We start from the raw sequence: 21,918 nt of genomic DNA on the forward strand, positions 1-21,918 counted from the left end.
AGGAACTCAAGATTAATAGTCGTGATCATCAGATCGACCTGACCATCACGATTGAAGTCGTGCCGGTCCATCCCAAGCTGGATTTTCTCGTCTGACTGGAACTTGAGATCAACGTCCCGTGAGAACACAATGCTACCATTGGGTGTTGGCGCGCCGAAATGTACCTCGTAGTTGGAGTGCTTTTTGGAGATGTCCTCCCCCGAAAGTTTGAAAATCACCAGGTCAGCGATACCGTCGCCGTTCAGGTCTGCCAATGCGTGCAGCACCCTCCCTGTCATGTCCGCAGTGGTGAGCAAGGACAACCGGTCTGAGTCGAATGCCACATTTGTTGTGAAGGTCTTGGCATTTAGGGTAAATAGTCCGCTCTCATCTTGGAGATGAACCTCGAAGTGGTCCTCGTTCCAGAACACGAGATCGGTGCGTCCATCTCTGTTATAGTCGACTTCGTAGATGCGGCTTTGAGACCAAGGGTCATATCGATATCCATCTGCTCCAAGGATCCTCTCCATCTCAGTGGGCGGACCGAGTTTCACCGGATCGGCGAACGTGCCGTCGTTCATCTGGATGGACACCCAGAAGCCGTCTGAGTCAGGCACCACGAAGTCGTCGCGCTTGTCGGCGTTCACGTCCCGAGTGATGTCTACATGAGGGATTTCGCCGCTGCGAGGTGGTTTGAAGTTAGAAGGTACCTCTGCGAGCACGTGATGTGTCGACGATTCTGGATCATACCAGTTCAGGCGATCGCGTTCGTATGTAATCAGTCGGTCGCGCCCGTTAATATTTGCCACATCGATGAACAACACTTCGGGACGCAGCGTCACGTCGAGTTTTGGTGTCCATGTATCGTTACCAAAGGCGTAGATACGCAAACGACGGTCAGCGTTCTCGTCGATGTACACTACACCAAGTTCGGCGAAATCACCATCGAGAAGAAATCCTGTCAGAACGGTCTGGCGTTTCGCAGTGCCGGTAACGATCTCGTACTGATCGAAAGTGTATTCCGCGGAGGCAGTCGGTGTCTGCTCTCCGTCTCCGCCAAACGAAGTTAAGAATCCCGATAAAAATACACCGAGGAGCAGTGTTGTGAACAGGATGCGTCGATAATTCCCTATGTATTCGACTACGGATCTCCTTTTTCTGGGAAGAATGCGTTTATGGTATCGGTTTCGCTTTTTCATTTTTTTCTCCATTCGAGTTTTATAAGATATTAACATAGGTAAATAATTTAACAGTGTTAACTTATAGCCAAAAAAATATGGCGACCTTCGCCAAATAGTTTTAAATCTATGCCTTCAATCCCTCGATTGTTGTCTGGATTACCGTATCAATCAACTTGTCTTTTTCAGTCCAAGGGAAGTCAGGAAAATCAATCAGAAGCAGTGTAACACCATGAACTGCTGACCACATCACCTGACCGGTGGTTTCGATATCCACCTGTCGGAATATCTTCTGTCGAACGCATTCAGAAACCATTTCACGCAAGTAATTGAATACCTTTTCACCAACCGATCCCTCTTGGAGACCTAATCCCTCTTGGAACTGGGGTCTGATGACAAAGGTGAGTTTGTAATCTTGCGGATATTTGAGCCCGAACTCGACGTAGGCTTGTCCACTTTTTCTGAGGGTCTCGACGGGATCGCCCTTATCTCTTTTTAGCTGCTCAAGCCTGTTCAATAGGTTTAGGAGTGTTTCTTGGCAAACTGAATCTAACAGATCCGCCTTGTCCTTGAAATAGAGATAGATCGTTGTTGGTGAGTATTCGATCTTATTGGCGATTTTTCGCATGGAGACGTTCTCATAACCTTCGCTGACAAACAGTTCTCGCGCAGCGAGAAGAATTTGCTGCCGCAATTGTTCTTTTTCCCTTGCCCTTCGCTCTTTCGTACCCATTGCATAACCCTCGTTTACATAGTAATCTAACTTAACAGTGTAAATATTATATCATATATTTTTCCCTTTGTCAAATTTTTTTCAAAAATTTTTGTATCGGCTGTTTTTTTCAAAGATATTCAAGGCGTATTAGGGGTTTTGAAGGACCAAGAAGTGATAGAGAAAGGTGAGTATGTTTGGTTATCACTTGCTCGTTTCTGTTTATCGGCACGATATTGCTGAACCCACTGTTTTTTCTTGCCCATTTTGCGCAATTTAGTTATAATCTATTTTTTACAAATCCATAGAGTAACTACGAAAGTATCCCTCAATTCCACGCTGAAATAGTGAGGTTTAGGTCTGAAATCTGAATCGTATTTTGATACAGGAGGAAAATATGAAACTTGAAGGTCGAGTCAGTTTTACGCTGGTTTGGTTAACTGTTGCTGCTTTCGGACTATTGGTTACAAATATCAGTCATACCGCTGTACTTGATCCGAAGACTGTTGAGGTTGCATACCTCTTTGATGAAGGGAAAGGGAACGTTGCCAAGGATATTTCTGGAAACGATCGAGACGGGGAGATATCTGGGGCGAAATACACTAAGGGTGTGTTCGGACAGTGTCTGGACTATGATGGCAAAGATGACAATTTGATTGTTACCGGCTACGCCGGCATTGGTGGCACGGATCCGAGAACGACGGTCTTCTGGTTTAAAGCCGGGGATACACGAGAGCATTCATGGGTGAAATGGGGACCAAACCTGACGGGCGAAAAATACTACGTCCGTGCGCATCTACGGGGTGCGGAGTGCAATTTAAGGATTGAAGTTGCTGGCGGACAAAATTACGGAGAAGACAATGTGTGTGATAAGGAGTGGCATCACATGGCGGTGGTTTTTCCCAAAGGTTCAGACGCTGTGAAGGACCATGACCTTTACGTTGATGGTAAACTCCAATCCAAGGAGGGTACCGACCAAGCGATGGACACGAATGCTAAGGATCAGGAGGTTAACATGGGTGACTTCCTTGCACACCATCAGTTTATGTTTGGTCTTTTCGATGAGGTTGCTATTTTCAACGTGGATTTGACTGAAGATCAGATTAAGGCAATCATGGACAATGGATTGCAAGCGGCACTCGGTGTAGATCCGCAAGGGAAGTTAGCCACGAGTTGGGGGATGCTTAAGAAATATTAGTCCCACAAATCGAGTCCCAGCAGTTTTCGTCCCAAGGGTGTCAGTTTTGCGGGTCCATAATTTTTCGCTTCCCACCCTCGTGGGTCGCCTGGATAGGGACCTCGCCCCAATGCTCTTCGCTCGCGCCACAAGGTGATGCGTTCTTGCCGTCGTTCCTCATCGATTGGTTCGGGGACTGGGTAGAAGTTCATGTATTGCGCCAGTCGCGGCTTATCAGAGGTATTACGACCGTTACCGTGCGGAAGTGCTTTATGCCATACGAGCAATGAACCCGTTTTCGCAGGCACTTGAATGAAGTGTTCTGACGAGATTTCTGGCACCCACGGATTTTCTTTGTCAATCAACGACTTATGTGCGCCGGGCCAGCAAACAAAAGACCCCTGATTGTCAGTTGTGTCTGTCAGAAATAAAACACCTTGCGTCCCGAAACCAATGGGGAGTTTCGAGGTGTCCGCATCCCAGTGGTACATCCCCTTATGATCCCACTCAGGGTAGTCGGGGTGTTTAGGGGGTTTCATGTTGACGCGGTCGGGGTGTACCCAAATACGGTGGGTCCGGTAGACCTCAGTATAGATTTGATGGATCGGTGGGTGCTGGTAGACATTCCACATGGCTTGGTGTTGGTACATCTCTACCATGCCTGCACCGGGTTTATGAGGCGAACGATACCAGCCGTTTGGGTCTGAAGGATCCATTTCTAAGAACGCAAAGATTGCGTCAACGACAGCATCACACAATTCAGTTGGGACAGCATTTTCGATGACCATGTAGCCGTATTCATCAAAGTGTTCTCGGTGTGCTTGTGTCAGTATTGGCATTTGCCTTTCCTTTTTTTAATTTTACCTTGCGGGTAAGGAACGGTTAACGCTACTTGAAGGTTCTCGTGTTCGAAATGACGCTCTCAGGAATCGGGAAATCAGGAATGAAGCCTTGTTGACGGAAGTACGCGACGTGTTGTTGTGGCGTGACAATGGGACGCGATTTATGCTTATCGGGGAAATTTGGTATTGGCATAGTTAGTTTGAGCGTTGAGAGCTTTATCTTTACAGGTTATACCTTCTTGTATTCTTTGTCGAGCATCACGAAAAGCGCGTCAACCGTCAACGGTTCGCCGTTCTTATCGCGAATAGAAAATTCGTTATCGTCTATTGCTTTACGTAGCTGCATTTGAAATTTCTCACGTGCACTTGCCAGCCCAACAGCCATGCCTGAGTCAAAGCCGCCACCGAAACCGTTCATAATGGGTTATTTCCTTTCTCTGTCTGTCCTCGGTCGGTAGCAATTTCAAGACGGGGACGTGTGGATTTTCGGGCCGCCACCGGATACTCCTTATCCTTAATTTCATGGACCGGATCTACAGTCTCCAGCGGTTCGATTGACAGCCGACATCCCAATGCGTTAGCAAGAATGTTGAGCGTATCAAGTCGCGGTGGATCGTCGCTGGATAGGACTTCAAGGAGGCTTTCCGGCTCCGTCCCCGTTTGTTTTGCAATTTCGGAGACCCCACCGAGTGCCTCTATGATGTTTCGGAGTCCTTTGAGAAAGAAGGGGGTATCACCGTCAAGTTGGTATTCCTGCAGTGACAAATCAAAATAGTCGATTGCTTCAGCTCGATTAGCAGCGAGATCTGCGATTAAGACCTCGTGCCATGTTCTGAGTTCTGTCATTGTTGTGCTTCCTTATATTGCAACCAATAGTTCTTTGCACGCGCAATGTCTTGTTTCTGCGATGATTTGTCACCACCACAGAGTAAAAGAACGACCGTGTTATCGCTTTGCCCAAAATAGATGCGATAGCCTGGACCAAAGTGGAGAAGTAGCTCAAAGACACCATCACCAACAGATTTGCAGTTGCCAAAATTCCCATCTTCAAGCCGGTCCAGTCGTTTGCGAATTCTCGTTCGAGTTTTTATATCTTGAATTGCATAAAACCATTCTGTGAAGGGTTGTCGGCCGTTTTGGTCCCGATAGACTTGTAGTTTTCTGGGTGCTGTGTTCCGCATTCCTAACCTTTTGTGCATTGAAACACATTATATCGATATTACAGGACACACGGAAACCTTTTGAACCGCGCGTCGCGATCAATTTTAAGATAATAGCACATTTAGCAGGGAAAGTCAAATCAAGGAATGAATGTTTGTAGTAGGTCGATCTATTAACTTTCAGTGGTATGAGGGTGTTTGAAAATCACCCAATCTCCATGCGCAGAAAAGAGAGAAATGTGCTGACAAACAACACCAACAGAAACATAATTAGCAACAGTAGGTCGATAATTGCGGCATTAAGATCTGCACGGCATCGAAGTTCACCGGTTTTTGGGATGTGCCCTCTGGAATACCGACTGTGTGTGGACTGTCTGGATCTGACCGATCGGTATCAATGAGGAATTGTCGAAACTGCTTCGCGTATTGACGTGTTTGGGAGATGAAGTCTAAATGGCGGGGCAAACCGGTGCCTGCAAGCCCTTCAAAAGCGTACTGCACAACCGCTGCTGGTGAAATACGGGTCAGGGACCGGGCAGTTTGGATTTGACGGAGTTCGGTGAAAAGGTAGCCGGCGCGCAAGCGATCGCGTAATTCTGCATCTTTATTAACATATTCCGCGCCCAACGCAGTAGCGATTGTCGCCGGGGATTCTTGTCGGGGAGGTTCTTTAATCCGGGCAAAATAACGTGTTTGCAAATCTTCGCGTGAATCTTGAACCTGAGCCATGAATTCTTTCGGGGTGGGACGGGACTGCAAACGGTTACCGAGCGAACCCAATGCGTTTGGCATCAGTACCACCCAGACTGTCCAAATCAACAAAAGAATGGCAAGGCTCGTTGAAGACTCTTTGACACGACTGGAAACGAGAAGTCCCAAGAAAATAAAAATTGAGGTGTAAATCAAGGCAACGCAGACAATAAAGCCCAACCTCATCCAATGGCTACCCTTGAATTGGACGGCTTCGGAAAGGTATATGATGGAGGTACTAACGATCACGCCAATCAAAACGGGAATAGCAATCGTAAAAAAAGCACTGAGAAATTTGCCGCTAATCACGGTGTTCCGTGAAATACTATTCGCCAGCATCAACCGCAGCGTGCCTCGTTCTTGTTCACCAGAGATCGCGTCGAACGTGAACAGAATGCCCGTGAAGCTCAATAGAACAGCCGTCACAAATCCCCAATCGATTTTGATAAAGTCCGGCATGATACTTCTATCTTTAGGGATTGCCTCTGAAATGAATAGCAGATCGCGATTCGGTGGATATATCAATCCCCAAATTTCTGTGAACTTATAGGCAGTATCGCCACTCCGCCACCAACGTGTCCGCCCCGCGGTATTGCCGTGGACTTCACCCAGTAGGAATTTTTCTCCGCCATCCGCACAGAAAGCGAGAGGACTCGGTTTTTTGTAGAGGCGGCCAGGTCCCTTTAGAGCCAGGCGATACAGCGTAGTGCACCGAGATTTCAACTCATTACGTGACCAGGCAACTTGTCCTCGATATTCGCCCATTCGCTGCTTGTATTCTCCGAGATACACGATAGCGTTGACAATCATCAGTATTAGGATTAGTAGTGTTGTCAGTGCGAAACGCAAGCTGCTCAGGTGATCGTAGAGTTCGCGTGTGAGGATGTGGAATATCATCTCATATCTCCACTAAAAGACTGACGGCGATGGAACTCTGTCGTAAGCTTGAAGTCTAAAGTTCCTGCCTGACGAAAATTGCGAAAGTCGCCAAAAACAATAGAACATTGAGTAATAACAGCAACTGCAGATGGGGGAGTGCCCGTGAGGTATTTGTCCAGAGATCGGCACGTTGGTACGTGAACCTTGGCAGATCGTCTAAGTTAATAGGACCTTTATCGCTCGCGAACCACTGTCGACTCGAAAAAGCCTCTTTATCGTAAAAGTAATTGATTAGCATACGTCGATACTGTCGCGCTGTCTGAAAAAAATCCTCGACCCCATAGATATCCGTTCCTACCCATGCTTGTGTTGCGAGATTATACATCGCCGCGGGTGAAAGGCGAAGTAGGTTCCGAGCGATTCTGGCTCTCCAAAACCGGAGTTGCTCCAGTGTAGGCAGGCGTATCAATCCCATTTTCTCTGCTGCATCAATGCGTAAGGGTGTTAAGAATTGATGATAGCGAATGGCGTGAGGAATGAATTTTTCAGATTCCGAACTGATGTGTTGCCAATCATACCCTTTGAAGTCTATACGCATCAGTGTCCGTTTGTTACCGATACCGACATGTAATCCACGTGTAAGAGCCCCATCCAAGTTAAAGTGTTCGCTTTCACCTTCGATGCCATCATTCTTAAGATATTCCATCTCCTCTTTATTAACTGCCAGTCGTATTTGCCGCATGGTATCGTAACTGGAGTCAATCTTACCTCTTTGTGGTTTTGTTAATTGATCGACCAAAGACACGCTAAGGGAAGGATAAACCAGCACCAGGACCACCCAGACAAATAGTGAGAGCATAAGTGCTGTAGCGGTGCGGCGAGCCCAAGCGGAGAAAAACAATCCGATCAAGTAGATAGCCGAAAGATAGATAATTGATGTTAACAGGATGCCTGCAATTCGTAGAAAATCATTGCTACTGAAGACGATTGAACCCGTTAATACCATCCAAATCAAAGCGATGATAAAACTCATAATAAGCGGCAGAATTAGACACGTCATCGCACCGAGGTACTTCGCTGTCAAGATGCTTCCACGCCTTACAGAATGGCTCATTGTCAGGCGCATTGTGCCCGTTTCACGTTCGCCTGCAATTGCATCGTAGGCGAACAGCAGTGCCAGCAGTGAAAGCACAAACTGAAAAATGAAGATGAGGTCAATTCGATAGAAGTGATCGATGAAAATGTTCCCTGAACTGTGGGTTTGAGCGTCCCAGAGGACAGGAACATTCGTGTAATAGATTCGCAACGTATTACCGAGTCGGTTGTCCATACCGGCATTAAAGATGCTCAGTGGATTAGGCGGTCGATCGACCTTTGGCATTAAAAGGGAATACGTTCGGGTGGACAAAAGTTCTTCACGATTCGCATTTCTGGCGGTATTGTAACCCGCTAATCGTTTCTCGTAATCGTCGATTCTGATAAGCGTGGTTATGACAACGAGCAGCAGACAGGTAATCACCGTGACTGCAAAACGGAATGTTATCAGATGGGCGAGAATCTCTCGTTTGAGGAGTACCAAGAACATTGAGCGATTCCTTTTATGGTAGATTTTAGAATTACTTAGACATTCTAAAGAGACGAGGTTAGAAACCTCGCCAGCGGAGAAGAGTCGTTGTTTCTTTAAGATGTCTATTTATTTTTAGGATTCACCATAGATAGAAGGATGGAGGGCTGGAGGCAATACTGTTCCAGCCTTCCCGCTTAGTACCAAAACTGGATTAGTGGTCTTTTGGATCCAGATGGACCCTTGTCATACTCACGAAGTTCAGGAAGTAGAACACAGCATCGTTTTGAGGTTCAATGAGATTATCTTCCGTGCGAGCCGCTAACTTTGCGTCTATTAACGTCTGCACTGCTTTCTCAATCTCATCTTCCGAGGTATCGCATCCGTTTGCCAAGTCTTCAATCGATTTCTTGCCCTCCACTAACTGTCTTAAGACACCGACAACGATCGGATTTGTAAAGAGACTCGCCAGATCGGCAATCACAGTATCCGGGGTTCTGGATATGAAATCGTCAATACTTGTGCTCCAGAATGAGATACGTTTCGACATCTTTCCAGCACGTGTACGATAGCCACCTCCGTAACCCCATGTGATTGGCCGTTCAGCATTATGAGGTAACCGACATAATGTTGACATTGCTTCTCTTTTTTCGGCGTTAAGAAAAGCGTCCGATTCATCTGCAATAACCCGAAGTTGCTCTTGCAAATCGGTAATCTGACGCTGCATTTCTTCAAGACCTGCCGTGAGTTTATTTTCGTCTGCCATGTTGATTTCTCCTTTTAACTGGTCTTGGGAAGGATGTTTCCCTTCAGTTATAATGTCTAATGCCTCTTGAATCATGGACTCATACTTCTTTAATCGCTGTCGCGCACGGTGAAGCCGACTCTTAATCGTATTTTCCGATACACCTAAATACGTCCCTATCTCTGAAGATGTCATCTCTTCAAAGTAGTGAAGTGTAATAACCTCTCGGTCACTTTCCTTCAACTTCGTAAGCAACTCTTTGACGAGGTCGTGCTGCGCTTCAGCAGATATTTTCTCGTTTTCTGATGCGACATACCGGGAATACGATTCTGTTTCTATTTCCAAGATGTGGATTTCTTCCAGCGGTTGAGTCTGTAGCCTATTTTTCCGGTGCCATGCGATACAGAGATGATTCGCGATCTGATAAAGCCATCTTGAAAACTGTGTCGGATCGTTCAGAGTTTCCAAGTGCTGATAGACTCGCAGGAAGGTCTCCTGTGTAATATCTTCGGCGATGTGGAAGTCTCCTATCTTTTTCAGGGCGTACGCGTGAACCCGCCGTTGGTATTTTCTGATTAAATTTGCAAAGGCGGTTTCATCACCGGCAAGAATGCGTTGGATCAACTCAACATCATCGATTTTCATCAGACCTCTCCAGAAAGACTGTTTGTATCAAGGGACGTAACAATTTGGACGTTTCGCGGATAGGAACCCTTAAAAGATTCAAGAAATACCTACCCGTTCACTTCACTATATAATGACGCGAATTAGAAGGGAATAGGTGCATAATTCCGAAAAAATATGTCAAACAGAAAGTCAAGTCGCGATTAGGAGATCGTTCCTACAGAAGGGAGTGGCTTGAAAATTGGTGTGGTGAGATTCCGGTCTACTTAACGACCCTACCATCAATGTAACGCCCTGCGACATTGTGTCCGCACAGACTTAGCACCGTTGGAAAGACATCAACAGACCGGATGAACTTCTCGGTGATCGGATAACTCGTCGCAAGTGGGATGTGCAGATGTTCCGCAATCAAGGAACCGTGGGTCGCGTGATGCTCTGGTATTTCATAACGGGCGCGTAGGTCATAACCGCTCTCGGCACTGAGGACAAGGTCGCCGGTTCGTTCGCTTTTGAAAATCTGCCACAATTGAACAATTCCGTCTGGATACCGACCATCGTAGGTGCCACGTAATGCCTCTCGTGAGGATAAATTTTCATAGTGAGTGCCGTAGCCGAGTGGATCGATCCCCGTAAACCGGTAGGAGAAGCGCAACGAGTCTGCGGATTTGAAAGTCGCTGCTACGCTTTGTGGATTTCCGCGCTCCATCCGCTCTGAGCGACAGGAGATTCTTCCCTGGCCACCTCGGTTTTGAACGATAATGTCCCCCGTTTCGCTCTGTCCTGCGACGAGCCCTAATCCTTCCAATTCAATTAAAGCACTGATGACACCCATTTGGTGGAGTTTCTCGAAAGGTGTCCGTTCGCCCCATCCCTTTCCATCCGAGTTATTCTTAAAATAGAGATGTGTCATCCCATTTCCTGATACCATACTCGCAGATACGGTACCGTGCCGCCAGACCTTTGGATAATGTAAACACCGCCAACCGCCATCATCTAAGTGCTGTGGGACATCAATATGTGTATGCGTGTCGGTCATCCCATGGTCGCTGGTAATCAGAATGAGTGTTTCTTGGAGGGTGTTTGCCTTTTGCAAAGTATGCACGAGGTCTCCAATCGCGGTGTCTATCTCTCGGTAGGTCTGCATGACCTGCGGTGCTTGGGTGCTGAAATGGTGTGAAAAGGTATCTACTGCAGGAAAGAGACACATGATAAACTTGTCCCCTGCTTCGACTGATTTTTGTAATTGACGGACTGCAATCTGATTGACGAAGCGCCAGCGATGCGAAAAATGTGCGTAGGTATAAGCAAAGGGTTTAATCCGGCGCGTCAGATTTTTGGCTGGTGGGCACCCGCGAGCAAGGAGATTGTAGATGTTGCTTACGGGTGAGAAGAAGTTAAACAGAGTGGGGAAACCTGAAGGTAAATCGGATTCAAAACGCAGTCCGTCAAGCCCCATATAACTACAGATGCCGGGACGCTTGAAGCGGTGAGGGACATGAAATTTTGATTTCGAGAGCCACCGAATGCCCGGAATATTTGCCGTCCCCGGATACAATCCCATAAAAAATGGGATAAAGGCGGGTCCCGTCGTTGATGGGAAGACGGAGACCGCTTTATTCAAACTGCCGCGATCTACGACGTGTTTCTTGATGTTCGGGAGATCACCGTTTTCAATTAATGCTTTGAAAATTTCATAGGGTGCCCCATCAATTATAATAAAAACAACACGTTTGAAGCACGGTTTGGTTGATACCATCATTCGTCCCTAAATATGTAGACGTTTATTAGTGGGTGTTGTTTTTAGGTGCGCTGGAACATCAATTATCAAACTGGTGTAGAAATCTATGCTACGAATTCTTTTGTTGGGTATAGGTTTTCCACAATGCTTCTGGGTTCTTGATAGAAAGACCAACGTTGCCGCATTCACCGCAGACGGTTGCTCTCAACGCTTCTCTGTGAGACTGCTTAAAAATCATGGCATCAGGATTGCCCTGTACTTCGACCTCTAAGTCTTGTCCTACTCCTGCATCGTAGCGATCCCGAATCCGTAAGTCGGTCATGATTTTCTCGGAACTGCACCTACCACACGTTATTGAAGCCATGTGAATCGGTCTCCTTATTTTGCTAATCTACTCTGGTTGGCTAACTTATACAAACTATTGTATCCGAAATTTCAACCGATGTCAATCTTCTGATGTCGAAATTATGAAATTGCCAATGAAAATTTAACTTGATAATCTATCGTGTAATATTGTATAATAATTACATGTAACTAAGTTATACTAAAGTTTAGATAATTTAAGTGTTAAGGTAATTTCTATTCAATCCAACAATCCGACCTATCACATGGAGATTCTTAAAAATTGTCCAAAATTTACTAAGTATTTAGAAACTATACGTTTAATCTGTGGAGGATTGATTTATGCACGGATCAATGCGAGGTTTTGACAGCGGGAGATCATCTCGGCGGAGGATGCGTTCTTATCACGGAAGATCACGCTCCCCGAAGCTGGAGCATGAACCCCTGTCAACAACAGAAGATGTCCCTGAACGCCTGAAAGAGCAGGCAGAAGCATTACTTCAAACGGGGGAAGAGATCAAGGTTTCTGTTTCGACGGATCTGCGTTTTGATGGGACCTATGGCAAGGATTGGCTGTTAATTACGAACAGGCGACTCATCGCTTTCAATCAGAATGGTGTTCTCGGACACCACATGCGCGAGGTGCCACTCTCATCCGTTGAAGATATCGAAATCCTTGAAATGTACGGGAATAACATTCTCAAAGTGAGTACGACGGACAACGCTTTTGAGCTATCGCGCTACTCAAAACGGTTAACCCCGAAATTCAGTCGTGCTGTCTCAGAGTTGGAAGGATTAATTCCACAAACGGAAGGGAATTCAGACGGTAGACGTGGACACGGACGAGGTGGAATGTCCTTTGGAGAGAATAAGGGACGCTGTGAGAAGTGTGGTCAGCTTATTCCGCGTCGGTCAGATGTCTGTATCAATTGCATTCAGAAGGGGAAACTCATCTTTCGACTCATGAAGTACGCCGTTCCGTTCTTGCATATCATCGTCCCGGCGTTCCTCATAATGATGGTTATCCGTCTTGTCGGGCTTTACCCGCAGATACTCAGCAGGGATCTGATTGACAGAATTCTGACACCGGTCGGTCATGCCGTCACTACAGGATTGCCAATACCGGAAACAGATTGGGGTCACCTTCAAGGCGCGGTGAATTTTCTAAGCGGGTGGTTCGACAGCATGCCAGTCGGTGGGAGTTTCGGGCATCTGATAGGGATCGTTCTCCTCATGGCGAGTATCCGCGTGTTTTCGATGTTAGCCTCGGCGATACGGGGATATATGATGGCGTGGGTAGGGCAAAATGTCACGAGACGGCTCCAGAACGAGACCTATGAACATCTAAACATGCTCTCCGTGGATTTTTTTCAGGAACGAGATACTGGGAACTTGATGTCGAGAATCACGCACGATGTATCACGGCTCAGGGATTTCATCGCCAGTGGAATACAAGAAATTGGGGGTGATTCTCTCACAATCCTCTATATGTGCGGGATCATGTTTTATTTCAATTGGAAACTTGCGCTCTGGACGTTGATACCTATCCCGTGTCTTATCTTCTTCACGATCTTTTTTGGTAAAAAAATGAGCAAGGTGTACCATGTTTTATGGAAACGGTATGCGAACATTAGCACGATTCTCGCGAGCACGATTCCAGGAGTCCGCGTTGTCAAAGCATTTGCCCGTGAACGCTATGAGATAAACCGGTTTAGCGACATGACACATCAGGTATTTTCGGGTGAGATGAACGCTGCGAAACTTGGGACGCTTTACCGTCCGATTATGGAGTTTATCACCTATTCCGGTTCTATTTTGATTTGGTTAATCGGGGGATGGCAGATCTTCCAAAACGAGATAACCCTTGGCACGCTATTCATGTTCCAAAGTTATATGATGCAGTTCTTTAGACCTGTGTTTACCCTCTGTCAGATGAACGAAAGGTTTATCCGAGCAGGCACCTCCGCCGAGCGTGTGTTTGAAATTATGGATACACCTCCGAGCGTTGCTGATAAAAGCGATGCGGTAGCCCTCAGAAATATCCGTGGTGCTGTTGAATTTAGGAATGTCTATTTCTCTTACGACGGCGAAAAAAATGCACTCAATGGTGTCAATTTTACAGTGGAACCAGGTGAGATGATAGGGTTGGTTGGGCACAGCGGTGCAGGAAAAAGCACGCTCATCAACCTGATTACCCGTTTCTATGACCCGAATGATGGGGAAATAATGGTTGATGGTTACGACAGTCGTGACATTCAGGTTAAGGCGTTACGGCAACAGGTCGGCGTCGTCTTACAAGATCCATTCCTGTTCCAAGGCACGGTAGCGGAGAACATCGGTTACTCAAAACCGGGGGCATCTCGGATGGAGATTATTGCTGCTGCGAAGGCAGCAAATGCTCACGGTTTTATCCTCAAATTCCCCGATGGTTACGACACAATGGTAGGTGAAAGAGGGGCACGGGTTTCTGGTGGTGAGCGGCAGCGTATTTCTATCGCACGCGCAATTTTAAAAAACCCGCGCGTTCTTATCTTGGATGAAGCGACTTCCTCCGTTGATACCGAAACAGAGTCGAAGATCCAAGAGGCATTGGAACGACTCATCCAAGGAAGAACGGTATTCGCTATTGCTCACAGGTTGTCAACTCTTAAGTACGCCGACCGACTTGTTGTGCTGAAAGATGGCGAGGTTGACGAAATTGGGACACATGCGGAACTGATTGCCAAAGAGGGGACCTATGCGGGTTTGTGTGAGAAGCAGACTGAATTGTCAAAAATTCGCGCATGGTAATCTGCGTCTAAAGGAAAGGCAGATTCACAAAGGAAGCGATTAAGGTCACTGATGAAACAGAGGAGATTTAATAATGTCAGAATTTGATGCGAAACAGCGAGGTAAAGGTCCTCGTGAAAGACGAAAGAAACAGAAACACGGGAGAGAAGAACGAAAAAGGGATAATGTGGTGATGGTCAGAGTTGATGAGGGAGATCTCAATCGGATTGACGAACTCGTGGATTCCGGTCAGTTTAACAGTCGTTCCGAAGCGACTGCGTTCCTCATCAGTGAAGGCATCAAATCTAAACAGCAGATGTTCGAGAAGATGGCGGAAAAGATTTCTCAAATCCAGAACTTGAGAACTGAGCTTGGGGCGATGATTGCCGAAGACACAAAGTCATCCGAATCGATCGAACAGGAAGTCGATGAAACCCCCAATAACGGAGGAGAAAGTCAATGCGAAAGTCGATGATGTCGATCACAATTACACTTATCTTGATTCTGTTTATTGTTGTCACGATTTCAGTACTGGTGCAACGTCAAGGTGCCGCTGAGGCTATGAAAGTTCCCGACGGTGTAACGGTATATCGGGATTTGGGTTATGTTACAGACGGACATGAACGACAGACACTCGACCTATATGTGCCAGATACCGGAGAAAACCTACCGCTCATTATCTGGATACATGGCGGTGCTTGGCGCGGTGGAGATAAGACCCATTACACCCCAAAGGAATATCTCAAAGCCGGCTATGCAGGAGCGAGTCTCAACTATCGCTTGAGCCAGCACGCCATCTTTCCTGCGCAAATCGAGGATGTGAAAGCCGCTGTCCGGTGGCTGCGCGCGAATGCGGAAACCTACCGCCTTGACCCAAACCGCTTTGCGGCATGGGGTTCATCTGCTGGTGGACACCTCGTCGCCATGCTCGGCACGACAGGCGACGTAGCGGAATTTGAGGTAGGTGAAAATCTGAAGGTGTCCAGTCAGGTGCAAGCCGTGGTCGATTACTTCGGTCCCACGGACTTCCTTCAGATGGATGCGCAACGCCTTCCAGATGGACTCGTACATGACGACCCTGACTCACCAGAGTCTCGATTGGTAGGAGGTCCCATTCAGGAACATAAGGATCGCGTCGCAAGAGCCAACCCAATCACCTACGTGTCCAAAGACGATTCGCCTATTCTGATTATCCACGGGGATCAAGACAAACTTGTCCCGTATCATCAGAGCGTGTTGTTAAAAGATGCGTTGGAAGCAGCGGGTGTCCCGGTTACGTTTTACAAGGTAGAAGGGGGAGGGCACGGCTGGTTCAGAGATCCAAAGGTTCCAGAATTAACGAAAGCGTTCCTTGAAAAACATTTGAAACCATAGCGTAACACGCGTCGCATAATTCGCATAACATTTAACAGCATACTTTGAACAAAGTCCGACTTCTACGAGTCGGTTTGCTTTAAAAAATCGCAGACACAGATCTTGGTGAATGCCAATCAACAGGGAATGTATGAGAACGTCGAAGCATGATCTAACGCGCGGGAGCATTTCAAAAACGCTTTTACGACTCGCTATACCCACATTTGTCAGTCAACTACTTCAAGATATGTTTAATGTCGTCGATATGATTTTCGTCGGTCGATTGGGCCCCGCAGCCCTCGTCGCTGTCGCGATGAGCGGAAATCTACTACGGCTCGTAAGCATTCTGGCACATGGGATCTCAACCGGGACAATTATTCTCGTGTCTCAGTTTCTCGGTGCCCGGAAACGTGTGCAAAGCGAGAGCATTGCGATGCAAGCCTTGACGCTCAATGTGGTGTGTGCACTGGGCATTGGGTGTTTGGGTTATCCGTTAGCTGAATTTGGATTATGGTTAATGGGTGTCGAGCCAGAAGTGATTCCGCTCGGTGTTCCCTATCTTCGCGTGATGCTACTTGGAGCGGTGACGATGTTTCTATCCCGCACCCTCACCGCGATTTTCCGTGGTGCCGGGGATGCGGTGACACCAATGGTCGTCCTGATCTTTTCGTCGATTGTTAACATCGTTTTAGATCCGCTGTTAATCTTTGGAATCTGGAGGTTTCCGCGACTTGGAGTGGTTGGTTCAGCGTATGCGACAGTGATTGGACGAGGACTCGGCAGTGCAATACTCCTTTACCTCTGTTTTAGAGGGCGGGGTGTGATTTCTCTGCGTCATGTTGAACGTCGTCCAAACCTTTTAGTATGGGGACAAATCATGAGATTGGGGATTTTTAATGCGATGCAGGCGTTGTTGCGGCATGGCTCCCGCGTGTTGTTTATTCGAGTCGTCGCTATCTTTGGCACCGACCCCGTCGCTGGCTACGCCATCTGTATGCGGCTGCGTAGTCTTGTTATGCATTTTGGCACTGCCTTCTCAAACGCTGTAGCACCGATGGTCGGGCAGAATATTGGTGCCAACCGTATTGATCGCGCCGAAAAATCCGCGCAGTTAGGGAGCATTTTAGCGGCAGTCGTTGTCACACTCATCGGCATCTTCCTGTTCACGACTCCCCAGTTCTTCGTCGGCTGGTTTACGAACGAGCCTGAAGTCACGGAAATTGGAAGTGCTTATTTGCGTTATCTCGCAGCGACGTTTGCATTCATGGTTGTTGCCAGTGTGTTGGGGCGCGCGCTCAACGGTGCAGGAGATACAGTGTCTCCGATGACGATTACCGGACTGTCGCAGTTCGGGGTCGGATTAACGTTGGTGATTGTGCTTTCCCAGTCGATAGGGTTGACAGGGATTTGGTGGGGAATAGCTGTATCAAATGTTGTCCAATGTCTCTTTATAGGGTACTGGTTCAGACGCGGCAGCTGGAAAATACAAAACCCGACTGTCCCGCACGGACACTAAGTCTATTCCAACGCAATAATGGAGGTCAAACAGGTATTACAATAACAAGGAGGATGAACAAGGATATGATGATGTTCGTACTGGCGTGCATCAGTGGGTCAGTTAAGGCAGACCATTTTTACTGAAATAGGAAAGATTTGCACCGAAGTGCTTCAAGTTGTTGAGGGCGGAGAATGTCTCCGCCCATCTAAGGAAAAATAGAAGGCATCGCGGCTAAGGGTCAGTGAAGACTATTTGTAACCGTGTTTAATCTTGCCCCATGTTGTTGACAGTTTGCCTGCAGGGTTGACGGGTGTGGTACTGCTGATCATTTCACTGGAGATGAAGAGATCACCGAGTACGCCGGGGCTGTTGTCATTCTCAAAATCACTCGACCAAGCAACGGCACCCCCAAGAGGCGCGGCATATGTGCCAGGCGCGTCTCCATCAATGTCTGTGATTGTGATATCGAACCCGATGACTAAGCCGTCTGTCGGTGTAAGAGCTTCGCCAAAAAACGGTTCAAAAATTGACCACGGCAGACGCATCTCAATGGAATAACCGCTACTTGTTTTCTGACTCACGACGTGTCCCTTAGCGAGGTCTCCTAACTCCGGATCAAGAGCAGCACCCAACGCTTGGGACCACGCACCACTTCTATCTTCGGTTGTTAAGGGACCAAAGATCCAATAATTATCGTCCGCCTCATATACGCTGTTATTGGCAACATGTCTCGTATCAAACTCATGGTGCGGAAACTCGAATACAGGTGCATCGTGTTTGGTGTCGAACATCAAAAATACCCCGTCAATCTCTCCAGAACGGGTTGCTATGTCATTGGTGTACGGGTGTGTGGTATCATCGGTGACATCGAACCCAAAGTAGAGATAGTCGTCGTCCCATAGCGTTGCCCAGCGCGCCCGCATATCAGCGTCGTCATCGAATTTGCCGCGACTGACTCGGAGTCCACCATCGTTTGTGTCGCTACCCGCACCGCCGCCGGGGATAATCTGATACCACTCTTGGGCGTATTTAGGATCGCGTGGATCTGGGACAATATCTTGCAAGGGCGAAGATTCTTGGAATGCCGCGTCCCACTCCGCTTCATCTATCATTCCATCAATCGTGATAGGCGTTGCGGTTTTTTTAGAGGTCACCTCACCACCTGAGTGTGCCATCACTGACAGTGTGGACAGGACGAATAAAACGCAGCAGAGAATAGAAAAGGCTGTAGTGGCTTTAACAGAGAACGATTTTCTTGGCAAAAACATTGTGATTCTCCTATTGATACCCTTTGCTGTAGAAAGCAAAGATGCGTTTGTTTTCTTATAGAAATGTGCTTAGGGTGTAGGTTCCCAAGCAGTAGGTAGATTGATAAGGCCCATGGACAGGTCGTGGGGTTACTTGTGGTTATGGGACACTTAGATTCCCAATTAATGGATGGTTCCTAAATAGAATTTACAGGAAGTAAAAATAAAAGTCAAGTTTTTTCAAGGCTTAATCAATAATTTCTGTTCCGTGAAACCAGCGAAGACGGAGGAAATGCCCAAGGAAAATATGGCTGCGGACGAAACCGCACCAATGAAGCGGCGAATTAACGTTTCACAGCGACCGAGACTCCATCGCGGAGGGGAATGATCGTCGTGAATACATCAGGTGAACTGTAGAGAAGCCGTGTCAATTCTTTGACTCCGATTGTCGCTGCATGGAACCACTGTTCCCGCTCATCAAGTCCTTCCGGCGGACTCCCCGGCTCTTGCGTGACGACGCGCCCACCCCAGATCATGTTGTCCGTAATAAACAATCCACCGCTCCTGAGCCGTGGAATCGCCTTACGGAAGGCTTCGGGATATCCATCTTTGTCGATGTCGTTATAGATGATGTCAAATTCACCTTCGGTTTCGTCAATGATTTCGAGTGCGTTGCCGACGCGATAGTCAATGCGATCTGCGATACCACCGCGAGCCAGATAACCCGCTGCGCGATCGGCGTTCTCCTGCGAACCATCGGTACAGATGATGGATGCTTCCGGTTTTTGTAGTGCCTTCGCCATCCAATACGCCGAATAGCCAAAGCCTGAACCCATCTCAAAAATTCGTGTTGGATTCGTCAGCAACACCAATTGGTGCAAGACGCGCCCAACGAGGGGTCCTACAATTGGAAATCGGTTCGTCCGAGCATGTGCCTCCATTTCTGTTAGCACCCCATCGCGTTCTGGAGTGATATCAAGTAGGTAGTCGTCAATTGAGGGATGAAGAATATCCAAACGTTGCATAAATGTCTCCTATTTTCAAGCACGTGCTTCTGTCTGCCACCGTTCGAGTGGGTGTTCGCGTGGTGTAAGCGGCATATATATACGAGCCTTCTGCCGATGTGATTCCCATGTCGCATGAATCATTTCAAGGCAGTCTCGACCATCCCTACCACTCGCGAATGGATCCCGGTCATCTTCAATGGCGGCGACGAGATCGCGTAGCATGAGACGTTGCAATAGCAACCGTATTGATCCCTTGTCTCGTGGGTTCCCTTGTTCGTCAAGGTCTTCGGCTGATAGATGTACCGGTTCCCACGCTTCTGCTGGGGTTTGGTGTTGCCCTTTGTGGATAAACATCGTTGTGCCGACGCTCTCTCGGATGGCAATTCTGCCTTCGGTACCGATAATGTCGATGCCGTAGGCATCATCGTTGGTTTCGGGTTGCGCGAGGAACTGCACATCGGCATGGATACCGTTCTTGAATCGGAAAGCGGCGTGTCCTCGCTCTCCGAGTACAAGCCCTGCATCCCTGTCAAAGGAGTGAACCTCTTGGGTATGTTTGATGTCATCAACGGTTGACTCACGTCCATCCATCTGGACGAGGTGTGCGTGTGTCCATTCAACATCACCGGCGAAGAGCCGCAGCCAATCGTAGAGGTGTGTACCCATCTCCATCAAGGAATTTCCAACCTTGCGGCCACCTTTATCGGTTGCCTTCATCAGCACGACATCACCGATCTCGCCTTTCTCGATCAGTGAAAGGACGTGCCGATTGTATGGGCTGGCGCGTTTGATGTGGTTAATGGCAAACTTGACCTCGTGTCGGTCGCAGGTGTCAACCATTTCGTCGGCTTCAATAAGATTGAGGGCAGTCGGCTTTTCACAGAAGACATGGATACCGCGCTGTGCCGCGGCGATTGTTGGTGCGTGGTGCATCGGTGCCTGCGTCGGAACGATAACGATATCGGGTTGTTCTTCGTCAAGCATTTTTTCATAGTCGTCATAGATGGCTTTAACGCTGAATCGTTCGCTCCATGCTTTTGCGCGTTCTGGATTGATTTCTGCACCAGCGACGAGTTCACAGTTTGTCTCTAACTTCACTGCCTCGGCATGAGCACCCCCCATGCCTCCTAAGCCGATAATTGCGATACGGTAGTTGTTCATGCGTGTCTCCGAAGTTTGCCAAGAAAAATGTGTTGGTTTACACCTATCATAGCAACTTCAAGGTTGGAGCGCAACAAAAAAGTTGAAGAAAATGCTGTAGATATAGTTGAAGAAAAGAAGGAATTCATTATCATGGTATCTAAGCAAAATTTGGACGACAGAAAATCAAAATCCTATCCTGAGATTGACTTAATGCGCAGACCCAACCTCCAACCTGATGAATAGGAAATAAAACAGATGAGAAAAGAACAAATTCAAATATTAGTTGATACTGCACGTGATACCGGCTGGTCAGACGGATTGATACAAATTGAGCCGGATAGCATCTATCAAACCACTAACAACCGTGATTATCTCAGTGAAACAGTGCTAAAAAATTATGATGTCCTGACGATTTGCAGCAACACGTCTTTAAAATACACTGATGCGGAGCTCCAACTTATTCGGGAGTTTGTAGAAAGCGGCGGTGGACTGCTTTTAGCCTCCAGCACAAGTCGATTCGAGCGAGATGTCCGTGAACCGATCTCAGAATTGGGGATTAATCACGTCGCATCTCTTTTCGGTGCAAGGTTTCTCCCGGGACCCAAAGGACATGGCGAAATGGATATCGACGCAAATCCGTTGAGCGGTTATACAAAGAAAAATCTACGCCTCACTGATTATGAAATTGTCAATGGATTGGGAATTGATGACCTGGGTCTTACGCATTGCGGTATCCTCGATATCCCTGCGGATAGTAGTGTTTTCCTTGAACACAGCGAGACAGGAGAACCCGTTGGGGCATGCCTCCATTTTGGATCAGGACGCGTCCTGTTGATCAATACGCAACTCTTTGAAAGGGAAAATCATCCTGTATCTGGACGATTCATTGATTGGTTAGGAGTCAACCGCGTCTCTTTGACAACGGGTCCTGAGACAATCCCTGATGAAGTTCCGATTGAGGAACAGGTCAGAGAGGACGGAAAAATCAAGATTTTCTATACGCACTTCGTCGCGAACCGTGTAGATACCTGTATGGCATTTGCTAAGAAACTGTCGACGGAGATGCTCTCGAAATTTCCCGAAGGTGAGAAAATTGAATGGAAAATCGATCTTACCCCGTCATGTGTTCATAAATACGGTTTCAGTTGGGAGGATTCGGTAATGACAATCGGGGGGTGTGTCAGTCCTCCAAGACTTGCCTATTCGCTCGG

20 protein-coding genes are annotated in these 21,918 nt (G+C 47.4%); 6 read left to right on the plus strand and 14 right to left on the minus strand.

Going from position 1 to position 21,918, the window contains the following annotated elements:
* On the minus strand, positions 1-1,178 hold a 1,178-nt coding region (locus J4G07_00940; protein ID MCE2412545.1), incomplete at its 3' end, for a VCBS repeat-containing protein.
* Positions 1,179-1,284: 106 nt separating this feature from the next.
* Positions 1,285-1,890 carry a TetR/AcrR family transcriptional regulator gene (locus J4G07_00945; protein ID MCE2412546.1) on the minus strand — a complete coding sequence of 202 codons (606 nt, stop codon included), beginning with the start codon at positions 1,888-1,890 and terminating at the stop codon, positions 1,285-1,287.
* A 376-nt stretch (positions 1,891-2,266) separates the two neighbouring features.
* Between J4G07_00945 and J4G07_00950 the strand changes: the two genes are divergently transcribed.
* Positions 2,267-3,067, plus strand: coding sequence for a hypothetical protein (locus J4G07_00950; protein MCE2412547.1), 801 nt, complete (start codon positions 2,267-2,269; stop codon positions 3,065-3,067).
* Here J4G07_00950 and J4G07_00955 read toward each other — a convergent pair.
* The 9 genes from J4G07_00955 to J4G07_00995 form a co-directional block, all read right to left on the minus strand.
* Complete coding sequence (locus tag J4G07_00955) at positions 3,064-3,885, minus strand: phytanoyl-CoA dioxygenase family protein (protein ID MCE2412548.1); 822 nt, start codon at positions 3,883-3,885, stop codon at positions 3,064-3,066. The two genes, J4G07_00950 and J4G07_00955, sit on opposite strands and share 4 nt — an antisense overlap.
* Before the next feature lie 232 nt (positions 3,886-4,117).
* Positions 4,118-4,306, minus strand: coding sequence for a hypothetical protein (locus J4G07_00960; protein MCE2412549.1), 189 nt, complete (start codon positions 4,304-4,306; stop codon positions 4,118-4,120).
* A complete protein-coding gene (locus J4G07_00965) occupies positions 4,303-4,734 on the minus strand; it encodes a hypothetical protein (GenBank protein ID MCE2412550.1) in 432 nt (143 codons plus the stop codon). The genes J4G07_00960 and J4G07_00965 overlap by 4 nt, the downstream gene beginning before the upstream one ends.
* Entirely contained in the window at positions 4,731-5,069 is a 339-nt protein-coding gene (locus J4G07_00970; GenBank protein MCE2412551.1) for a type II toxin-antitoxin system RelE/ParE family toxin, read from the minus strand. Before J4G07_00970 ends, J4G07_00965 begins: the two co-directional genes overlap by 4 nt.
* A 249-nt stretch (positions 5,070-5,318) precedes the next feature.
* Positions 5,319-6,695, minus strand: coding sequence for an ABC transporter permease subunit (locus J4G07_00975; protein MCE2412552.1), 1,377 nt, complete (start codon positions 6,693-6,695; stop codon positions 5,319-5,321).
* A gap of 55 nt (positions 6,696-6,750) precedes the next feature.
* Complete coding sequence (locus J4G07_00980; protein ID MCE2412553.1) at positions 6,751-8,220, minus strand: ABC transporter permease subunit; 1,470 nt, start codon at positions 8,218-8,220, stop codon at positions 6,751-6,753.
* A 235-nt stretch (positions 8,221-8,455) separates the two neighbouring features.
* The gene (locus tag J4G07_00985) at positions 8,456-9,631 is read right to left on the minus strand and encodes an RNA polymerase sigma factor (protein ID MCE2412554.1); all 1,176 of its coding nucleotides are present in this window, start codon (positions 9,629-9,631) and stop codon (positions 8,456-8,458) included.
* Between the two features lie 241 nt (positions 9,632-9,872).
* On the minus strand, positions 9,873-11,369 hold the full coding sequence (locus J4G07_00990; protein MCE2412555.1) for an alkaline phosphatase family protein: 1,497 nt from the start codon (positions 11,367-11,369) through the stop codon (positions 9,873-9,875).
* Positions 11,370-11,457: 88 nt separating this feature from the next.
* On the minus strand, positions 11,458-11,712 hold the full coding sequence (locus J4G07_00995) for a hypothetical protein (protein MCE2412556.1): 255 nt from the start codon (positions 11,710-11,712) through the stop codon (positions 11,458-11,460).
* Positions 11,713-12,083: 371 nt separating this feature from the next.
* Between J4G07_00995 and J4G07_01000 the strand changes: the two genes are divergently transcribed.
* The 4 genes from J4G07_01000 to J4G07_01015 all read left to right on the plus strand — a co-directional run bounded on the left by J4G07_01000 (position 12,084) and on the right by J4G07_01015 (position 17,328).
* Entirely contained in the window at positions 12,084-14,480 is a 2,397-nt protein-coding gene (locus tag J4G07_01000; GenBank protein MCE2412557.1) for an ABC transporter ATP-binding protein, read from the plus strand.
* A 73-nt stretch (positions 14,481-14,553) separates the two neighbouring features.
* Positions 14,554-14,934 carry a hypothetical protein gene (locus J4G07_01005; protein ID MCE2412558.1) on the plus strand — a complete coding sequence of 127 codons (381 nt, stop codon included), beginning with the start codon at positions 14,554-14,556 and terminating at the stop codon, positions 14,932-14,934.
* The gene (locus tag J4G07_01010) at positions 14,931-15,833 is read left to right on the plus strand and encodes an alpha/beta hydrolase (GenBank protein MCE2412559.1); all 903 of its coding nucleotides are present in this window, start codon (positions 14,931-14,933) and stop codon (positions 15,831-15,833) included. The genes J4G07_01005 and J4G07_01010 overlap by 4 nt, the downstream gene beginning before the upstream one ends.
* A gap of 130 nt (positions 15,834-15,963) precedes the next feature.
* Positions 15,964-17,328: an MATE family efflux transporter gene (locus J4G07_01015; protein MCE2412560.1), complete on the plus strand. Its 1,365-nt coding sequence runs from the start codon at positions 15,964-15,966 to the stop codon at positions 17,326-17,328.
* Positions 17,329-17,558: 230 nt separating this feature from the next.
* Here the strand turns inward: J4G07_01015 and J4G07_01020 are convergent, their stop codons facing one another.
* The 3 genes from J4G07_01020 to J4G07_01030 form a co-directional block, all read right to left on the minus strand.
* Positions 17,559-18,578 (minus strand): hypothetical protein, encoded by a 1,020-nt coding sequence (locus J4G07_01020; protein ID MCE2412561.1) that lies wholly within the window; start codon positions 18,576-18,578, stop codon positions 17,559-17,561.
* Between the two features lie 323 nt (positions 18,579-18,901).
* Complete coding sequence (locus J4G07_01025) at positions 18,902-19,582, minus strand: O-methyltransferase (GenBank protein ID MCE2412562.1); 681 nt, start codon at positions 19,580-19,582, stop codon at positions 18,902-18,904.
* Positions 19,583-19,597: 15 nt separating this feature from the next.
* Entirely contained in the window at positions 19,598-20,725 is a 1,128-nt protein-coding gene (locus J4G07_01030; GenBank protein ID MCE2412563.1) for a Gfo/Idh/MocA family oxidoreductase, read from the minus strand.
* Between the two features lie 237 nt (positions 20,726-20,962).
* Here J4G07_01030 and J4G07_01035 point away from each other — a divergent pair.
* Positions 20,963-21,918 (plus strand): hypothetical protein (locus tag J4G07_01035; GenBank protein MCE2412564.1); only part of this gene is annotated, 956 nt, incomplete at its 3' end.

The sequence above is a fragment of the Candidatus Poribacteria bacterium genome, from assembly GCA_021295715.1.
Taxonomy (GTDB): Bacteria; Poribacteria; WGA-4E; order WGA-4E; family WGA-3G; genus WGA-3G.

Bases quoted from the DNA above. Each gene is read 5' to 3' on its own strand.
- J4G07_01010 (MCE2412559.1), top strand. From the start codon at position 14,931: ATGATGTCGATCACAATTACACTTATCTTGATTCTGTTTATTGTTGTC.
- J4G07_00995 (MCE2412556.1), bottom strand. From the start codon at position 11,712: ATGGCTTCAATAACGTGTGGTAGGTGCAGTTCCGAGAAAATCATGACC.
- J4G07_00960 (MCE2412549.1), bottom strand. From the start codon at position 4,306: ATGAACGGTTTCGGTGGCGGCTTTGACTCAGGCATGGCTGTTGGGCTG.
- J4G07_01000 (MCE2412557.1), top strand. From the start codon at position 12,084: ATGCGTTCTTATCACGGAAGATCACGCTCCCCGAAGCTGGAGCATGAA.
- J4G07_01015 (MCE2412560.1), top strand. From the start codon at position 15,964: ATGAGAACGTCGAAGCATGATCTAACGCGCGGGAGCATTTCAAAAACG.
- J4G07_00970 (MCE2412551.1), bottom strand. From the start codon at position 5,069: ATGCGGAACACAGCACCCAGAAAACTACAAGTCTATCGGGACCAAAAC.
- J4G07_00985 (MCE2412554.1), bottom strand. From the start codon at position 9,631: ATGAAAATCGATGATGTTGAGTTGATCCAACGCATTCTTGCCGGTGAT.
- J4G07_00965 (MCE2412550.1), bottom strand. From the start codon at position 4,734: ATGACAGAACTCAGAACATGGCACGAGGTCTTAATCGCAGATCTCGCT.
- J4G07_01025 (MCE2412562.1), bottom strand. From the start codon at position 19,582: ATGCAACGTTTGGATATTCTTCATCCCTCAATTGACGACTACCTACTT.
- J4G07_01020 (MCE2412561.1), bottom strand. From the start codon at position 18,578: ATGTTTTTGCCAAGAAAATCGTTCTCTGTTAAAGCCACTACAGCCTTT.
- J4G07_00975 (MCE2412552.1), bottom strand. From the start codon at position 6,695: ATGATATTCCACATCCTCACACGCGAACTCTACGATCACCTGAGCAGC.
- J4G07_01005 (MCE2412558.1), top strand. From the start codon at position 14,554: ATGTCAGAATTTGATGCGAAACAGCGAGGTAAAGGTCCTCGTGAAAGA.
- J4G07_00955 (MCE2412548.1), bottom strand. From the start codon at position 3,885: ATGCCAATACTGACACAAGCACACCGAGAACACTTTGATGAATACGGC.
- J4G07_00950 (MCE2412547.1), top strand. From the start codon at position 2,267: ATGAAACTTGAAGGTCGAGTCAGTTTTACGCTGGTTTGGTTAACTGTT.
- J4G07_00990 (MCE2412555.1), bottom strand. From the start codon at position 11,369: ATGATGGTATCAACCAAACCGTGCTTCAAACGTGTTGTTTTTATTATA.
- J4G07_00945 (MCE2412546.1), bottom strand. From the start codon at position 1,890: ATGGGTACGAAAGAGCGAAGGGCAAGGGAAAAAGAACAATTGCGGCAG.
- J4G07_01030 (MCE2412563.1), bottom strand. From the start codon at position 20,725: ATGAACAACTACCGTATCGCAATTATCGGCTTAGGAGGCATGGGGGGT.